The sequence below is a fragment of the Enterobacter sp. UNJFSC 003 genome, assembly GCF_036903355.1.
GTDB lineage: Bacteria > Pseudomonadota > Gammaproteobacteria > Enterobacterales > Enterobacteriaceae > Enterobacter.
In genome coordinates this window covers 15,604-32,876 of record NZ_JBAKHK010000011.1, presented here as the reverse complement: position 1 = coordinate 32,876, position 17,273 = coordinate 15,604, and the positions used below count along the sequence as shown (strand labels likewise).

General features: G+C 56.4%; 14 protein-coding genes. 5 read left to right on the top strand and 9 right to left on the bottom strand.

The features are described 5' to 3' along the window. Window positions 1-12: 12 nt before the first annotated feature. The 5 genes from hslU to priA all read right to left on the bottom strand — a co-directional run bounded on the left by hslU (window position 13) and on the right by priA (window position 6,392). Entirely contained in the window at window positions 13-1,344 is a 1,332-nt protein-coding gene (gene hslU / locus V5P19_RS19145; protein ID WP_334406474.1) for an HslU--HslV peptidase ATPase subunit, read from the bottom strand. A gap of 9 nt (window positions 1,345-1,353) precedes the next feature. Further along, window positions 1,354-1,884: an ATP-dependent protease subunit HslV gene (gene hslV, locus V5P19_RS19140; protein WP_042322674.1), complete on the bottom strand. Its 531-nt coding sequence runs from the start codon at window positions 1,882-1,884 to the stop codon at window positions 1,354-1,356. Between the two features lie 94 nt (window positions 1,885-1,978). Next, complete coding sequence (gene ftsN, locus V5P19_RS19135; protein WP_334406471.1) at window positions 1,979-2,959, bottom strand: cell division protein FtsN; 981 nt, start codon at window positions 2,957-2,959, stop codon at window positions 1,979-1,981. Between the two features lie 93 nt (window positions 2,960-3,052). Beyond that, a complete protein-coding gene (gene cytR, locus V5P19_RS19130) occupies window positions 3,053-4,078 on the bottom strand; it encodes a DNA-binding transcriptional regulator CytR (protein WP_334406469.1) in 1,026 nt (341 codons plus the stop codon). A 118-nt stretch (window positions 4,079-4,196) separates the two neighbouring features. Next, window positions 4,197-6,392, bottom strand: coding sequence for a primosomal protein N' (gene priA, locus V5P19_RS19125; protein ID WP_334406467.1), 2,196 nt, complete (start codon window positions 6,390-6,392; stop codon window positions 4,197-4,199). A 200-nt stretch (window positions 6,393-6,592) separates the two neighbouring features. Between priA and rpmE the strand changes: the two genes are divergently transcribed. Then, entirely contained in the window at window positions 6,593-6,805 is a 213-nt protein-coding gene (gene rpmE / locus V5P19_RS19120; protein WP_003862040.1) for a 50S ribosomal protein L31, read from the top strand. Window positions 6,806-6,854: 49 nt separating this feature from the next. On the opposite strand, the gene metJ is transcribed toward rpmE, so the two are convergent. Continuing rightward, complete coding sequence (gene metJ, locus V5P19_RS19115) at window positions 6,855-7,172, bottom strand: met regulon transcriptional regulator MetJ (RefSeq protein WP_007369220.1); 318 nt, start codon at window positions 7,170-7,172, stop codon at window positions 6,855-6,857. Window positions 7,173-7,448: 276 nt separating this feature from the next. Here metJ and metB point away from each other — a divergent pair, with 276 nt between their 5' ends. The 4 genes from metB (at window position 7,449) to katG (ending at window position 14,551) form a co-directional block, all read left to right on the top strand. Beyond that, window positions 7,449-8,609 carry a cystathionine gamma-synthase gene (gene metB, locus V5P19_RS19110; protein ID WP_089599282.1) on the top strand — a complete coding sequence of 387 codons (1,161 nt, stop codon included), beginning with the start codon at window positions 7,449-7,451 and terminating at the stop codon, window positions 8,607-8,609. Window positions 8,610-8,611: 2 nt separating this feature from the next. Further along, entirely contained in the window at window positions 8,612-11,044 is a 2,433-nt protein-coding gene (locus tag V5P19_RS19105) for a bifunctional aspartate kinase/homoserine dehydrogenase II (protein ID WP_334406461.1), read from the top strand. A gap of 227 nt (window positions 11,045-11,271) precedes the next feature. Then, on the top strand, window positions 11,272-12,162 hold the full coding sequence (metF, locus tag V5P19_RS19100) for a methylenetetrahydrofolate reductase (RefSeq protein ID WP_334406459.1): 891 nt from the start codon (window positions 11,272-11,274) through the stop codon (window positions 12,160-12,162). A 208-nt stretch (window positions 12,163-12,370) separates the two neighbouring features. Next, complete coding sequence (katG, locus tag V5P19_RS19095) at window positions 12,371-14,551, top strand: catalase/peroxidase HPI (protein ID WP_334406457.1); 2,181 nt, start codon at window positions 12,371-12,373, stop codon at window positions 14,549-14,551. Between the two features lie 40 nt (window positions 14,552-14,591). Here katG and V5P19_RS19090 read toward each other — a convergent pair whose 3' ends face one another. The 3 genes from V5P19_RS19090 to V5P19_RS19080 all read right to left on the bottom strand — a co-directional run bounded on the left by V5P19_RS19090 (window position 14,592) and on the right by V5P19_RS19080 (window position 17,263). Further along, a complete protein-coding gene (locus V5P19_RS19090; protein ID WP_334406455.1) occupies window positions 14,592-15,695 on the bottom strand; it encodes a glycerol dehydrogenase in 1,104 nt (367 codons plus the stop codon). A 12-nt stretch (window positions 15,696-15,707) separates the two neighbouring features. Further along, a complete protein-coding gene (gene fsa, locus V5P19_RS19085; RefSeq protein ID WP_334406453.1) occupies window positions 15,708-16,370 on the bottom strand; it encodes a fructose-6-phosphate aldolase in 663 nt (220 codons plus the stop codon). A 128-nt stretch (window positions 16,371-16,498) separates the two neighbouring features. After that, window positions 16,499-17,263, bottom strand: a complete 765-nt coding sequence (locus V5P19_RS19080) for a helix-turn-helix transcriptional regulator (protein WP_334406451.1) — start codon at window positions 17,261-17,263, stop codon at window positions 16,499-16,501. Window positions 17,264-17,273 lie beyond the last annotated feature (10 nt).

The following is a 17,273-nucleotide window of genomic DNA, read 5'->3' as shown; positions in this document are numbered from 1 at the left end:
CAATAACCGCGATTATAGGATAAAACGGCTCAGATCTTCATCTGCCACTAACGCATCCAGGTGTTTACCCACATAATCTGCGTCAATGGTAATGCTTTCGCCATTCAGGTCGCTCGCATCATAAGAGATGTCTTCCATCAGGCGTTCCAGCACGGTGTGCAGACGACGCGCACCGATGTTCTCAGTGGTTTCGTTGACCTGCCACGCAGCCTGGGCAATGCGTTTGATACCGTCGTCGGTAAACTCAATGTTCACGCCTTCGGTCGCCATCAGCGCTTTGTACTGTACGGTTACAGAGGCATTAGGTTCGGTCAGGATACGCTCAAAGTCTTCCGTGGTCAGCGCCTGCAGTTCAACGCGAATCGGCAGACGACCCTGCAGTTCCGGGATCAGGTCGGACGGCTTAGCCACCTGGAATGCGCCAGATGCGATAAACAGGATGTGGTCCGTTTTGACCATGCCGTGTTTGGTAGAGACGGTGCAGCCTTCAACCAGCGGCAGCAGGTCGCGCTGTACGCCTTCGCGAGAAACGTCCGGGCCGGAAGATTCACCACGCTTACAGATCTTATCGATTTCGTCGATAAACACGATACCGTGCTGCTCAACCGCGTCGATAGCGTCCTGCTTCAGCTCTTCCGGGTTTACCAGCTTTGCCGCTTCTTCTTCGATCAGCAGCTTCATCGCGTCTTTGATTTTCAGCTTACGCGCTTTTTGCTTCTGGCCGCCCAAGTTCTGGAACATGGACTGCAGCTGGCTGGTCATCTCTTCCATGCCTGGCGGTGCCATGATTTCCACACCCATTGGCGCGGCAGCAAGATCGATCTCAATCTCTTTGTCGTCCAGCTGACCTTCACGCAGTTTTTTGCGGAAAGCCTGACGCGCAGCAGAAGGTTCGGCCTGCTGTTCAGCCTGACCCCAGTTGTTTTTCGCCGGTGGGATCAGCGCATCGAGAATGCGTTCTTCGGCCATCTCTTCAGCGCGATAGCGGTTTTTCTCGATAGCCTGGACGCGCACCATCTTGATCGCCGAATCGGTCAGATCGCGGATGATGGAGTCCACTTCTTTACCCACGTAGCCCACTTCGGTGAACTTGGTGGCTTCAACTTTGATGAACGGCGCATTCGCCAGCTTGGCCAGGCGACGGGCGATTTCGGTTTTACCGACGCCGGTCGGGCCGATCATCAGAATGTTTTTTGGGGTCACTTCATGGCGCAGCTCTTCATCAAGTTGCATACGGCGCCAGCGGTTACGCAGAGCGATTGCCACGGAACGCTTGGCGTTATCCTGGCCGATAATGTGTTTGTTCAGTTCGCTGACAATTTCGCGTGGGGTCATTTCAGACATGGGAGATCCTTACGCTTTAGACGGTAATTCTTCGATGGTGTGATTGTGGTTGGTATAAATGCAGATATCACCTGCAATATCCAACGCTTTCACCGCGATATCGCGTGCGTTCATGTCGGTGTTTTCCAACAGCGCGCGGGCTGCAGCCTGGGCGTACGGGCCGCCAGAGCCGATGGCAATCAGGTCGTTTTCCGGCTGAATCACGTCACCGTTACCGGTGATAATCAGCGAGGCATTCTCATCGGCCACGGCCAGCAGTGCTTCGAGCTTGCGCAGCATACGATCGGTACGCCAGTCTTTCGCCAGCTCAACGGCGGCTTTCACCAGATGACCCTGGTGCATTTCCAGTTTGCGTTCAAACAGTTCAAACAGCGTGAAGGCATCGGCCGTGCCGCCTGCAAAACCGGCGATCACTTTGTCGTTGTATAAACGACGAACTTTCTTCACGTTGCCTTTCATGACGGTATTACCCAGCGTGGCCTGGCCATCACCGGCAATAACCACCTGGCCGTTACGGCGTACACTTACTATTGTTGTCACGAGCAGACCCCCTGGTTACAGATTCGGGAAACAGAAGCCCTGAGCCTGTGCTCAGGGCTGAATAGAATGATAGATGGGGGGGATTTCGGGGGTTTCAACCCCCGGATGCGAGTCGAATGCAGTTTGTGTGACCCGCAATCTTCAAACGGGAAATGGTGCCATCGGCATTTTCTTTGCCTTTGACGGGCCCAATCACCACGCGATTCCAGCCGTTGTTGGTGGTTATGCGTGAATCAAATCCTTCGAATGCCAGCTGAGCGCGCACCGTTTCGGCCTGCTCTGCGCCTTTAAACGAGCCGCACTGAACCATCCAGCGACGTTCATCTTTCTTCTCGGCCGTTTGCTTCGGCGCTTCCGTTTCTTTGGTCACCGGGGCGGCCTGCTGGGTTTTCGGCTGTTGCGCGGCGGTATGTGCAGGCGTCTGCAGCAAGTCCTGATACGGCTGCGTGCTTTGCTTTTGCGGCTGTGATTTCGGTTGCTGCTGAACAGGTTGCGACTGCACAGTACGCGTTTGCTGTTGTGGCTGCGCTTTAGGCTGCTGCACAGGCTGAGTTTGCGCCCACTGTTGTTGCTGTTGCTGTTGCTGGATCTGAGCCTGACGTTGGCGCTGCAGCTGCAACGTTTGCTGTCGCTGCGCAGGCGTCTGTTCATTCCACGGCACTTCGCTCAGCTGCGTAGGCTGCTGGCGCATATCGGCCTGCATCTGCGCCAAGAGCTGGCGTTGTTCGTCAGTCAGCTGATCGGCATTCTTCACTTCACCACCGGCAGACGGCTCGGTAGGCGCACGTACGCCAGGCTGGCGGCTTTCCAGCTCTTTAATATAGCGCCATCGCTCTTCAGGCTTCGGCGGCAACCCATTCCCGGCAACCTTGTTAGCCTGAAGTGCCTCAGACTCTTCTTTTTTATGATGCGTAATGAAGTACAAGCCGCCAATAAAGGCCACCAGTACAGCCGCAGCAATAGCGACCATTGCTGGCGAGACAGCGGGCAGGTTCCGTTGCTTGCTTTTTGAACTACTCTTTTTGCGTCGCGAAGGTGCCGGCTGGCCGCGACGTACATAATCTCGTTGTGCCACTATCGTTTCGCTGTATTTATTCGTTCGTCAGCCCGCCATGTTACTTAAGCGGCGGGGCTTTGACCAGATAAGGGTGTCCTAAAGACATTTACGTTAAGTCAACGCCTGGGTAGAACCGCGCACAATCAGTTCGCAGTCCAGCAATCGTGAGCCGCTGCTAACTGTTTGACCATGCAGCTGATCCAGCAGCAGAAGCATTGCCTCACGGCCAATTTGATAGCGTGGTTGCGAGACGGTTGAGAGCGGCGGATCGCAAAATTCCGAAAGCGAAATATTGTCGAAGCCGATAATCGACAGGTCTTTTGGCACGCGTAAACCCCGGCGTTTGGCATAGGAGAGCGCGCCCAACGCCATGACATCACTGTGACAGAACACGGCGGTAGGCGGTGCAGGCAGCGTCAACAGCTTCTCCAGCGCCTGTCCACCGGCTTCAAAGGTAAAATCACCGCGCGCGATGTAATGCGGATCGACGGTTACGCCGGTACGACGCAGCGCCTGAACGTAGCCCTGCAGGCGGTAATGGCACAGCGGCATCTCTTCCGGACCGGCAATACAGCCAATGCGTTTATGCCCCAGTTCCTGAAGATAGTTAACGGCGTTAAATGCGGCGGTCAGGTTATCAATATGAACGGTCGGCAGCTCAAGCTCCGGCGCAAACTCGTTGGCCATCACCATTGGCGGCAAATTGCGCTGTTCTTCGATACTGGCATCAAACGGCAAACGAGAGCCGAGCAGCAACATGCCGTCGATCTGCTTGGTGATAATGAGGTCGATAAAGGTTTTTTCCTGCTGATTCTGGTGAGCACAGTCGCCAATTAGGACCAGATAACCCTGTTCCGCGGCCGTCACTTCGATACCGCGAATAATCTCGCTGAAGAAGGGATCGCAAATGTCAGGCACGATCACGAGGATGGTGCGAGATTCGTTACGTTTAACGTTGCGCCCCATCGCCTGTGGGAAATAGCCCACTTCAAGCGCCGCCTGCTCCACCCGGTTACGGGTCGCCTGGGAGACTTTGTCCGGGTTCATTAATGCGCGGGACACGGTTGCCGTTGAGACTTGTGCTTTCTCGGCAACGTCTTTCATGGTCGCAGTGGCAACCTCTTTCCTGGACTTCACGTCTTCTCCTCGCCTGAACACCGAACTTCTGCCATCACCATTTTTACAGATAGTTAATGGAATCGGTTACAGAATTTTCATAAAAAGTGTGAGGCGCGTTAAATTTTTCGATCGGTCTTCAGCCTTCAATCGGATCGACGTCAAGAACCCACTTCACTTTACGGGCTTCTGGCAGGGTATTGATCAGCGCCAGCGTGCCACTAACGATGTGCTGCAAACGGATACGAGACGGGTGCTGAAGCAAAATTTGCCAGCGGAAACGCCCGCCGCGTTTCGGGGCCAGCGCGGGGACCGGACCTAAAATCCACAGCTGCCCGTCAACAAGCGGGCTGGCCTGCAGGAGGTTTCTCAGCTGTTGCAGGAAAAGCGGTGCCTGCTGGTTATTATGATCTTCCGCACGAATGATGACGTGGCTGGTCCATGGCGGTAATTGCATGGTCTGACGCTCAGCCAGTGCCTGCTCAGCAAAGGCGTCATAGCCCTTATGCAGCAACGTTTGCAGCAGAGGGTGCTCAGGGTGGTGTGTCTGCAATACCACTTCGCCCTGTTTGCCCGCGCGTCCGGCACGTCCGGCAACCTGCGTATAAAGCTGGGCAAAGCGCTCCGCAGAACGGAAATCGGCGGAGAACAGCGCGCCGTCGACGTCCAGCAGGGCAACCAGCGTGACGTCCGGGAAGTGGTGACCTTTTGCCAGCATCTGGGTGCCAATCAAAATGCGCGCGCCACCACGATGCACTTCTGCCAGCTGTTGCTCCAACGCCCCTTTGCGGCTGGTGGTATCCCTGTCGATGCGGGAAAGAGGGACATCCGGGAAAAACGGCCCCAGAGCGTGTTCAAGCTGTTCGGTTCCCAGACCGACCGGCACGATATGCGTTGAACCGCATGACGGACACTGGCGCGGGACCGGGCGTTGGCTATCACAGTGGTGGCAGCGTAAGTGACGCTGGGCCTGGTGGAACGTGTAGTAGTGGTCACAGCGCGGGCATTCTGCAATCCAGCCGCAGTCGTGGCACAGCAATGCGGGGGCAAATCCGCGGCGGTTGAGGAACAGAATTACCTGGTTGCCTGCCTGCAGATGCTGACGCATGCGGGAAATTAGCGCGGGCGCTAGCCCGGCCTGTACCTGCTGGCCTTTGAGATCCAACACGTGTTGAATTGCCGGGCGGGCATTACCCGCACGACGGGTCAGGCGCAACATATGGTATTTGCGCTGGCGAACGTTATGCAGTGTTTCCAGCGCGGGGGTGGCGGAACCCAGAATAATAGGAATTTGCTCGCTGTGGGCGCGGTACACGGCCAAATCGCGGGCGTGATAGCGCCAGCCTTCTTGCTGTTTATACGAGCTGTCGTGCTCTTCATCGATAACGATGACGCCGAGATTTTTAAACGGCGTAAACAGCGACGAGCGGGTGCCGATCACAATTGCCGCTTCGCCGTTCTTCGCTTTCAGCCAGGCGCTGAGACGTTCGCTGTCGTTCAGGCCGGAGTGCAGCACTTCAACCGGCGCATTGAAACGCTCCCGGAAACGGGCGATGGTTTGCGGCGTCAGGCCGATTTCCGGCACCATCACCAGCGCCTGCTTGCCCTGCGCGAGTACGTTTTCCAGCACGCTGAGATAAACCTCGGTCTTGCCGGAGCCGGTGACGCCCGCCAGAAGCCAGGCTGAGAAATGGTCCGAGGCGCTATGAATGGCACCTACGGCGGTGGCCTGCTCAGTGTTCAGACGCAGACGATCGCCCGACACGGAAAAGCTGTCGCGCCAGTCGTAAAGGGCGGGGGCTTCACTGCCCAGTTCACTTAGCCCTTTCTTTCTTAACGCCTGCAGTGCGGCTTCGTTCACCTCGAGCTCGTCGACCTGATGACGCCAGATTTTCCCCTGACGCAGTGCTGCCAGCGCCTGCTGTTGTTTCTGCGATCGCTTCAGGCTGTTGATGTCCACGGCCTGACCCTGTTCGGTAGCAAACCAGTACCACATCGGCGCGTGGCTGGCGTTCTTGCCCTGGCGCAGCATAATCGGCAGAGCATGGAACAGGACATCGCCAATCGGATGATGATAGTAGTCCGCAGCCCACAGCAGCAGTCGCCAGGTGCTGGTCGAATAAACCGGCTCACTGTCCAGCACCTCCACAACCGATTTCAGTTCATTGAGCGGCAGCTCGCTTTTCTCGCTGACTGACACCACGATCCCCACGCGCTGCTGTTTGCCGAAAGGCACGGTCACGCGACAGCCCGCTTTGGCGCTCATGCTGTCGGGCAGCAGATAGTCAAAGGTGCGGGGAAGCGGAACGGGCAGGGCAACGTGAGCAACGGGCATCGAATCTTCCTGACTTGAAAAGTGGCGCGTTAGTATACACATTAGTAAAAGCGGCGTGCGGATCAGTTTGCATGCGCTGGTTAAATTCTGTATGATTCGCCGCCTTTGGTGTACTTTACGCCAAAGAACTTACATTCAACATCGCGTGGTGTCTGGCGTTAGGGCTGGAAGAGCGACGCGGCCTTAACTGAGGTTCTCCCATGAAAAAAGATATTCACCCGAAATACGAAATGATTACTGCAAACTGTTCTTGCGGTAACTCTATCCAGATCCGCTCCACCGTGGGTCACGATCTGAACCTGGACGTGTGCGGCAAATGCCACCCGTTCTACACTGGTAAGCAGCGTGATGTTGCAACCGGTGGCCGTGTTGACCGCTTCAACAAGCGTTTCAGCATCCCGGGCGCTAAATAAGTATCCCGAAAAAAAAGGCACCGTAAGGTGCCTTTTTTGTATCTGCTTCTCAGTATTCCCACGTATCCGGGTCAATACCCAGTTCACGCATGATCACCTTTGCCTCTTCCGGAATTTCGTCACTACGCTCTTTGCGCAGATCTTCATCGTTAGGCAACGGTTGGCCGGTAAACGCGTGCAGAAACGCTTCGCAAAGCAGTTCACTGTTGGTTGCGTGACGCAGGTTATTCACCTGACGACGCGTACGTTCATCGGTGAGGATCTTCAACACCTTCAGAGGAATGGAAACCGTAATTTTTTTTACTTGTTCACTCTTCTTACCGTGCTCAGCGTATGGGCTGATATATTCGCCGCTCCATTCAGCCATGAGATACCTTTAATCCTCTCAGTCATTAATCTAAAGGTGCAAAACCTGTAACCGTCAGTTTTGAACCGTAATCTTGCGTAGTTTACCGTAGAGACGATACCGAGGCACGGATATTGCCGCTGCAGCGTGCACTAAAGCATATAATTTTAACGGCTATTTGCGCTTTGCTCAATCTATACGCAAAGAAGTTTAGATGTCCAGATGTATTGACGTCCATACTATCAATGTTTACTCTGGTGCCTGACTTTTCACCTCATTAGCCAGGAAGCCTTCACCATGACGCGTAAACAGGCCACCATTGCAGTGCGTAGCGGATTGAATGATGACGAGCAGTACGGCTGCGTTGTCCCGCCGATTCATCTTTCCAGTACCTATAATTTCACCGGATTTAATGAACCCCGCGCGCATGACTACTCGCGTCGTGGCAACCCTACACGTGACGTGACCCAGCGCGCGCTGGCGGAGCTGGAGGGGGGCGCAGGAGCGGTACTGACCAACACCGGAATGTCGGCGATTCACCTGGTGACCACCGTTTTCCTGAAGCCTGGCGATCTGCTGGTTGCGCCGCATGACTGCTACGGCGGTAGCTATCGCCTGTTTGATAGCCTGGCAAAACGCGGCTGTTATCGCGTGCTATTTGTCGATCAAAACGATGAGCAGGCCCTGAAACAGGCGCTTGCAGAGCAGCCGAAGCTGGTTCTGGTGGAAAGTCCGAGCAATCCATTGTTGCGCGTTGTCGACATTGCGAAAATTTGTCAGCTCGCAAGGGATGCGGGAGCGATAAGTGTAGTGGATAATACGTTCCTCAGTCCGGCCCTTCAGAACCCACTGGCACTGGGTGCCGATCTGGTATTGCATTCATGCACTAAATATCTGAACGGCCATTCTGACGTGGTAGCGGGTGTGGTGATTGCAAAAGATCCCGACGTTGTCACTGAACTGGCATGGTGGGCCAATAACATTGGCGTCACCGCGAGCGCCTTCGACAGCTATCTGCTGCTGCGCGGTATCCGCACGCTGTCGCCGCGCATGGAAGTGGCGCAGCGCAATGCCCAGGCGATTGTTGATTTCCTGAAAACGCAGCCGCTGGTGAAAAAGCTTTATCACCCGTCGCTGCCGGAAAACCAGGGGCACGAGATTGCCGCGCGCCAGCAGAAAGGATTTGGCGCAATGTTAAGTTTTGAACTGGACGGTGACGAGCAAACGCTGCGTCGCTTCCTGAGCGGGTTGTCATTGTTTACGCTGGCGGAATCCTTAGGTGGGGTTGAAAGCTTAATCTCCCACGCCGCGACCATGACGCACGCAGGTATGGCACCAGAAGCACGTGCCGCCGCCGGGATCTCTGAGACGCTGCTGCGTATCTCGACCGGTATCGAAGATTCTGAAGATTTAATTGCCGATCTGGAAAATGGCTTCCAGGTCGCAGCCAAGGGGTAATCATGAGTGTGATAGCGCAGGCAGGGGCGAAGGGTCGTCAACTGCACAAGTTTGGTGGTAGTAGTCTTGCTGATGTGAAGTGTTACCTGCGTGTCGCAGGGATCATGACGGAGTATTCACAGCCGGGTGACATGATGGTTGTCTCTGCGGCGGGCAGCACCACCAACCAGTTGATTAGCTGGCTGAAACTGAGCCAGACCGATCGCCTTTCTGCGCATCAGGTTCAGCAGTCCTTACGCCGCTACCAGAGCGAGCTGATTGCCGGCTTGCTGCCTGCGGACGTCGCCGACGGGCTGATTAGTGCCTTTACGCACGATCTTGAACGTCTGGCTGCCCTGCTGGACAGCGGTATCACCGATGCGGTGTATGCCGAAGTGGTTGGCCACGGTGAAGTGTGGTCGGCGCGCCTGATGGCTGCCGTTCTGCAACACCTCGGCGTTGAAGCCGCCTGGCTCGACGCGCGCGATTTCCTGCGTGCCGAACGCGCCGCGCAGCCGCAGGTGGATGAAGGCCTGTCTTACCCGCTGCTGCAACAGCTGCTGGTGCAGCATCCAGGCAAGCGTATCGTGGTCACCGGCTTTATCAGCCGCAGCAGTGCGGGTGAAACCGTCCTGCTGGGGCGTAACGGTTCTGACTACTCCGCGACGCAAATCGGTGCGCTGGCGGGTGTGTCCCGCGTTACCATCTGGAGCGACGTGGCGGGGGTCTACAGTGCGGACCCGCGTAAAGTGAAAGATGCCTGTCTGCTGCCGCTGCTGCGTCTTGACGAAGCCAGCGAGCTGGCACGTCTTGCTGCGCCGGTGCTGCACGCCCGCACGCTTCAGCCCGTCTCCGGCAGCGATATCGACCTGCAGCTGCGCTGTAGCTATACCCCGGATCAAGGTTCTACGCGCATTGAGCGCGTGCTGGCCTCTGGTACCGGCGCACGCATTGTCACCAGCCACGACGACATTTGCCTGATTGAGTTCCAGGTGCCTGCGGGCCAGGACTTCAAGCTGGCGCACAAAGATATCGACCTGATCCTCAAGCGCGCCCAGGTGCGTCCGCTGGCCGTTGGCGTGCATAACGATCGCCAGCTGCTGCAGTTCTGTTATACCGCCGAAGTGGCGGACAGCGCGCTTAAAATACTCGATGAAGCAGGCCTGCCGGGCGAGCTTCGTTTGCGTCAGGGTCTGGCGCTGGTGGCGATGGTGGGCGCGGGCGTCACCCGCAACCCGCTGCACTGCCACCGTTTCTGGCAGCAGTTAAAAGGCCAGCCGGTTGAATTCACCTGGCAGTCGGAAGAGGGCATCAGCCTGGTTGCCGTGCTGCGTAAGGGGCCAACCGAGAGCCTGATTCAGGGTCTGCACACGTCCCTGTTCCGCGCGGAAAAACGGATTGGCCTGGTTCTGTTCGGCAAGGGCAATATTGGCTCCCGCTGGCTGGAGCTTTTCGCGCGTGAGCAAGAGACGCTTTCTGCCCGAACCGGGTTTGAATTTGTTCTGGCTGGGGTGGTGGATAGCCGCCGCAGCCTGCTGAATTACGAAGGGCTGGACGCCAGCCGCGCGCTTGCCTTCTTTAATGATGAAGCCGTAGAGCAGGATGAAGAGTCGCTGTTCCTGTGGATGCGCGCGCACCCGTACGATGACCTGGTGGTGCTGGACGTGACGGCAAGCGAGCAGCTTGCCGACCAGTATCTTGATTTCGCTAGCCACGGCTTCCACGTCATCAGCGCGAACAAGCTGGCCGGTGCGAGCAGCACTGATAAATACCGCCAGATCCACGACGCGTTTGAGAAAACCGGCCGTCACTGGCTCTATAACGCCACCGTTGGCGCAGGTTTGCCGGTTAACCATACCGTGCGCGATCTGATTGAAAGCGGTGACAGCATTCTGGCGCTCAGCGGGATTTTCTCCGGCACGCTCTCCTGGCTGTTCCTGCAGTTTGATGGCACCGTCCCGTTCACCGACCTGGTCGACCAGGCGTGGCAGCAGGGCTTAACCGAACCCGATCCGCGCGTTGACCTTGCCGGAAAAGACGTGATGCGTAAGCTGGTGATCCTGGCGCGCGAAGCGGGCTACGACATCGAACCGGATGCTGTTCGCGTGGAATCGCTGGTGCCTGCGGGCTGTGAAGAGGGATCGGTCGATCACTTCTTCGAGAACGGCGACGAGCTGAACGAACAGATGGTGCAACGTCTGGAAGCGGCAAACGAGATGGGGCTGGTACTGCGTTATGTGGCGCGTTTCGAGGCGAACGGCAAAGCGCGCGTGGGCGTGGAGGCGGTGCGTCCTGAACACCCGCTGGCGGCTCTGCTGCCGTGTGACAACGTCTTCGCGATTGAAAGCCGCTGGTACCGTGATAACCCGCTGGTGATCCGCGGTCCGGGCGCGGGGCGCGACGTTACCGCTGGGGCGATCCAGTCTGACATCAACCGTTTGGCTAAGCTGCTGTAATTCTGCGTGTTCCCTCTCCCTGTGGGCTGAGGGTTAGGGTGAGTGCAATCAACCGCACTCACCCTCATCATGAACATCCCTCACCTTCACTGAGCAATCCTCACCGTTATTGTTGATTATTTCTGTTGACGCCACTCCGCTTTTCCGTCATTTTTACATCTGGACGTCTAAACGTATAGAAGTTCACAACACAACAAATAACGACACGCGAATGATAGAGGTAAGGTATGAGCTTTTTTCACGCCAACCAGCGGGAAGCACTGAATCAGAGCCTGGCTGAAGTAAACGGCCAGATTAACGTCTCTTTTGAATTTTTCCCGCCGCGCACCAGTGAAATGGAGCAAACCCTGTGGAGCTCTATCGATCGCCTGAGCAGCCTGAAGCCGAAGTTTGTCTCCGTCACGTACGGTGCCAACTCCGGTGAGCGTGACCGCACGCACAGCATCATTAAAGGCATTAAAGATCGTACTGGTCTTGAAGCAGCACCGCACCTGACCTGCATCGACGCCACCCGCGACGAACTGCAGGCCATTGCCCAGGATTACTGGAACAACGGAATTCGTCACATCGTTGCCCTGCGCGGCGACCTGCCGCCGGGCAGCGGCAAACCTGACATGTACGCAACCGATCTGGTCGCCCTGCTGAAAGAGGTGGCCGACTTTGATATCTCGGTGGCGGCTTACCCGGAAGTGCACCCGGAAGCGAAAAGCGCTCAGGCGGACCTGCTGAACCTGAAGCGTAAAGTCGACGCCGGTGCGAACCGCGCCATTACGCAATTCTTCTTTGATGTGGAAAGCTATCTGCGCTTTCGTGACCGCTGCGTCTCGGCGGGCATTGATGTTGAAATTATCCCGGGAATTTTGCCGGTGTCTAACTTCAAGCAGGCAAAGAAATTTGCCGATATGACCAACGTGCGCATTCCGCATTGGATGTCTAAAATGTACGAGGGGCTGGACGATGACCCGGAAACACGCAAGCTGGTAGGCGCAAATATCGCGATGGATATGGTGAAGATCTTAAGTCGTGAAGGAGTGAAGGATTTCCACTTCTATACGCTGAACCGCGCGGAGATGAGTTACGCCATTTGCCATACGCTTGGTGTCAGACCAGGCGTGTAACAATTAAAAGCCCTCTTCGGAGGGTTTTCTGATTTCTAAGGGTTTTCTTTTCCCTTCATATCAGCAATCCTGCCTTTGACGTACAAAAGACACATATTTTCAAAGCGTAATTAAACGGAATTAACTATCGAATCTGTGGGTTATCCCAACTATACCTTATTAATAAGGGCGTATATCGTAACGGTAACACTGTAAAGGGAGCATAGCGATGAGCACGTCAGACGATACCAATAATGCCGCATCAGCCGGTAAATGCCCGTTTCATCAGGGCGGCGTCGATCATAGCGCGGGTGCAGGCACCAGCAGTAAAGACTGGTGGCCGAAACAACTCCGCATCGATCTTCTTAACCAACATTCCAACCGTTCGAACCCATTGGGTGAAGACTTCGACTACCGCAAAGAATTCAGCAAACTTGATTACTCTGCCCTCAAGGGCGATCTCAAAGCGCTTTTAACCGACTCTCAACCTTGGTGGCCTGCTGACTGGGGTAGCTATGCGGGCCTGTTTATTCGTATGGCATGGCACGGTGCGGGCACCTATCGTTCCGTCGACGGACGCGGGGGCGCAGGACGGGGTCAACAGCGCTTTGCGCCGCTCAACTCCTGGCCTGATAACGTCAGCCTCGATAAAGCGCGCCGCCTGCTGTGGCCGATCAAGCAAAAATACGGACAAAAAATTTCCTGGGCTGACCTGTTTATCCTCGCGGGGAATGTGGCGCTGGAAAACTCTGGCTTCCGTACCTTTGGTTTTGGTGCCGGGCGTGAAGACGTGTGGGAACCGGATCTGGACGTGAACTGGGGTGATGAAAAAGCCTGGCTCGCCCATCGTGACCCGGAAGCGCTGGCGAAACGCCCGCTGGCGGCCACCGAAATGGGCTTGATCTACGTTAACCCGGAAGGGCCAAACGCCAGCGGTGAACCGCTGTCAGCGGCGGCGGCGATTCGCGCCACCTTCGGTAATATGGGGATGAACGATGAAGAGACCGTCGCGCTGATCGCAGGCGGCCATACGCTCGGTAAAACCCACGGCGCGGGTGAAGCAACCCATGTCGGCACCGATCCGGAAGCGTCACCGATTGAAGCACAGGGTCTGGGCTGGGCCAGCACGCACGGCACGGGGGTTGGTGCAGATGCCATTACCTCTGGTCTTGAAGTTATCTGGTCACAAACGCCGACCCAGTGGAGCAACTATTTCTTCGAGAATCTGTTCAAATACGAATGGGTGCAGACCCGTAGCCCGGCCGGTGCGATTCAGTTTGAAGCCGTGGATGCGCCAGACATCATGCCTGACCCGTTCGACCCGTCGAAAAAACGCAAACCCACCATGCTGGTTACCGATCTGACGCTGCGTTTTGATCCGGAATTCGAGAAAATCTCTCGCCGCTTCCTGAACGATCCGCAGGCCTTCAACGAAGCGTTCGCGCGCGCATGGTTCAAACTGACCCACCGCGATATGGGGCCAAAAGCGCGTTACATCGGTCCAGAAGTGCCGAAGGAAGATCTGATTTGGCAGGATCCGCTGCCGCAGGCCGTGTTCAATCCTTCGAAAGAAGACATTGAAAGTCTGAAAGCGGAAATCGTGGCATCAGGCCTGTCCGTGAGCGAACTGGTTTCTGTTGCCTGGGCAGCTGCGTCGACCTTCCGCGGCGGCGACAAGCGTGGCGGTGCCAACGGCGCGCGTTTGGCGCTGGCGCCGCAGCGCGACTGGGATGTTAACGCCGCAGCAGTACGCGCGTTACCGGCTCTGGAAGCCATTCAGCGCACCACCAACAAAGCGTCACTGGCCGATATCATCGTGCTGGCGGGCGTAGTGGGCGTTGAGCAGGCGGCAAAAGCTGCAGGCGTTTACGTCACCGTGCCGTTTACCCCGGGCCGTGTGGATGCGCGTCAGGATCAGACGGATATCGAGATGTTTAACCTGCTCGAACCGATTGCCGATGGCTTCCGTAATTACCGTGCGCAGGTTGACACATCAACTACCGAGTCGCTGTTAATCGACAAAGCTCAGCAACTGACGCTCACCGCGCCAGAACTGACGGTGCTGGTTGGTGGCCTGCGCGTGTTGAGTGCGAACTTTGATGGCAGCAAGAATGGCGTGTTCACCAACCGCGAAGGCGTGTTGAGCAACGACTTCTTCGTGAACCTGCTGGACATGAATACTCAGTGGAAAGCGACAGATGAGTCCAACGAGCTGTTTGCCGGTAGCGATCGCGCCAATGGCGAGGTGAAATATACTGCCACCCGCGCCGACCTGGTATTTGGCTCGAACGCCGTCCTGCGCGCGCTGGCTGAAGTTTACGCCAGCAGCGATGCCAGCGAGAAGTTCGTTCGTGACTTCGTTGCCGCATGGGCGAAGGTGATGGAGTTGGATCGTTTCGACTTGCTGTAACTATCATACCGGGTGGCGTAGCTGCCACCCGGTAATTCTATTATTCCCACTCCTGCAAGAACCGCTGTCCGTACTGGTCAGCAACCAGCAGCGCCGCGTAAACCTGATCCGGCGACGCGCCTCCCGGCATGTTGTGGATGGTTTCCCCCTCAGCGCAGGACGCCTCGGCAATCAGGCGCATTTTGGCTGGAATATCCTCTTTAATATTCAGCTGCGCCAGCGTGATGGGCAACCCAACGCTGTGGCAAAGTGCCGCGACGGTTTCTATTTCTTCAACCGGCGCGTTCTCCAGTACCAGCTGCGTCAGCGTACCAAACGCCACTTTTTCGCCATGATAGAAGTGATGCGCATCTGGCACCGCCGTCATGCCGTTATGAATAGCATGCGCCGCCGCCAGCCCGCCGCTTTCAAAGCCCACGCCGCTGAGATACGTGTTTGCTTCGATGATGCGTTCCAGTGCGGGTGTGACCACGTGCTGCTCGGCTGCCAGCATCGCCTTCTCACCTTCTTCAACCAGCGTGTTGTAGCACAGCTCGGCAAGCGCTAAAGCCGCCTGCGTACATTTGCCACCGGCCATGGTGGTTGCGCCACTGCGCGAGCAGGCGCGCGCTTCAAACCAGGTTGCCAGCGCATCGCCAATTCCGGCGGCCAGCAGGCGTGCCGGTGCGCCAGCCACCACGTTGGTATCAACAATCACCATATTCGGGTTGTGCGGCAGCATCAGATAGCGGTCGAATTCGCCGCTGTCGGTATAAATTACGGAAAGGGCGCTGCAGGGGGCGTCCGTGGAGGCAATGGTTGGGGCAATGGCAACGGGCACGTCCATAAAGTGGGCCAGCGCTTTGGCGGTATCCAGCGTTTTCCCCCCACCGATACCCAACACCGCCATGCAGTCGGCGCTGTCGGCCAGTTTTTTCAGGCGATCGATTTCATTTTGCGAACATTCGCCGCCAAACGGCGCGATTTCGGCATGAAGTCCCGCTTTCTTGACGCTATCACGCAGGGTCTCTTCGGCAAAATCCAGCACAAATTTATCGCCCACAACCAGCCAGCGCTGTGCCAGCGGTTTCAGATAGTCGCCGAGACGGGTAAGAACATCAGCACCCTGGATGTATTTCCCTGGTGATTGAATGATACGGTCCATAACAGTTCTCCCTTAGAGGTTGAGGTTACCAAACGCGTTTTTCCAGTCTTGCTCGAACTTCTCTATCGCTGACTGTACCGCCGGGGTGCCGAGCATTTGTTGCGCTACATCTAAAGGAAGCGTGATTGCCTCGCATCCGGCAAGCAGGCAGTCCAGCGCCTGACGCGGGGTTTTGAAGCTGGCAGCTAAAACGATGCTACCCGGCGCATGCTGTTCCAGCAGGGATTGCAGCTCCTGAACCATACGTATGCCGTCGCCGCCCTGTGCGTCGACGCGATTTACATACGGTGCCACATATTTCGCACCCGCCAGCGCGGCCAGCAAACCCTGTGCAGCGCTGTAAACGGCGGTGCCCAGCGTGGTGATGCCCTCTTTTTTCAGCGCTTTAATGGCGACAAGCCCTTCGGCCGTCACCGGGATTTTTACCACGATGTCCGGTAGGGCATGACTCAGACGTTTGGCCTCGGCAACCATGCCCTCTGCGTCCCGACTCATGGTCTGGGCAAACAGCGTGCCTTTAGGCCCAATGGCCTGTTGCAGACGCGGCAGTACGTCCCAAATGGATTCACGGCTGGTGGCGATAATGCTCGGATTGGTGGTAACGCCCGCTATCGGAAAAATGCGCGCCAGGCGCTCCACGTCCGCCACGCTGGCGGTATCCAGATACAGTTCCATTATTTTTCCTTAAGTCAGAAAGGTTGAGTCAAGGATAAGGCGGGGCTGTTGGTCGGAGATACAGGTCAATTTTGCCAAATACTGGACAAATGTAATGCCTTTAACGAAGTGAGAGGACGATCACAATGCTAGATTTTGCTGGTCAGCTGGCTGTGATATTGACGGCGATATTCAGAGGGAGAGCGTTCGGTATGTTTGCGAAAGAGGCGGCAGAAGTAGTTGCTGTCCGCAAAGCCGCAGCGCGCGGCAATCTCCTTGATCTTGAGATTGTAGCGTTTGAGCAGCTGACGCGCGTGTTCCAGACGTGTTTGCGTCAGAAATTCATTGAATCCCACGTTGCCTGTTTTTTGAAAAAGGTGGGAAAGATAGTTGGGGGAGATGTAAAACGCCTGCGCGACCGACTCGCGGGTCAACGCTGAGGCATGATGTTCTTCAACGTAGAGACGAATGGCTTCAAAAAGGGCCCGGCTGCGGCTGGCCGTGTGTATGTCGCTGCCAAGCAGATCGCGACAGTGGCTGAGCAAGCTCAATACGACCAGTCTGGCGGTTTCCTGCTCATCAGGTTGCATCTGTAATTCTGTCAGCGTTTGCAGCAGAAAAGCGCCCGTCCGCGGGCCACGACGGGGAATATGCAACTGCTGCAACAGTGCGTTATCGCGATGTAGCTGAAGAGTCAGCTGCTGTTTACCGAAGCTTAGGCTGAGCGAACTGGCGGGATGCTGTTGGCCCTCTCCGGATGAAGAAAATAGTGCCTCGCACGGGTTATCAAGGAGTATCACCAGCAAGGGTGACGGGCGGGGGCGCTGTTCGGTGGGCGTGGAAAAATGCACCTGACGCAGCGGCGAGGAGCCGTTGATCAGAGTAGTCAGAATGCGGGGAATATCGAATGGCATGGTGAGATGG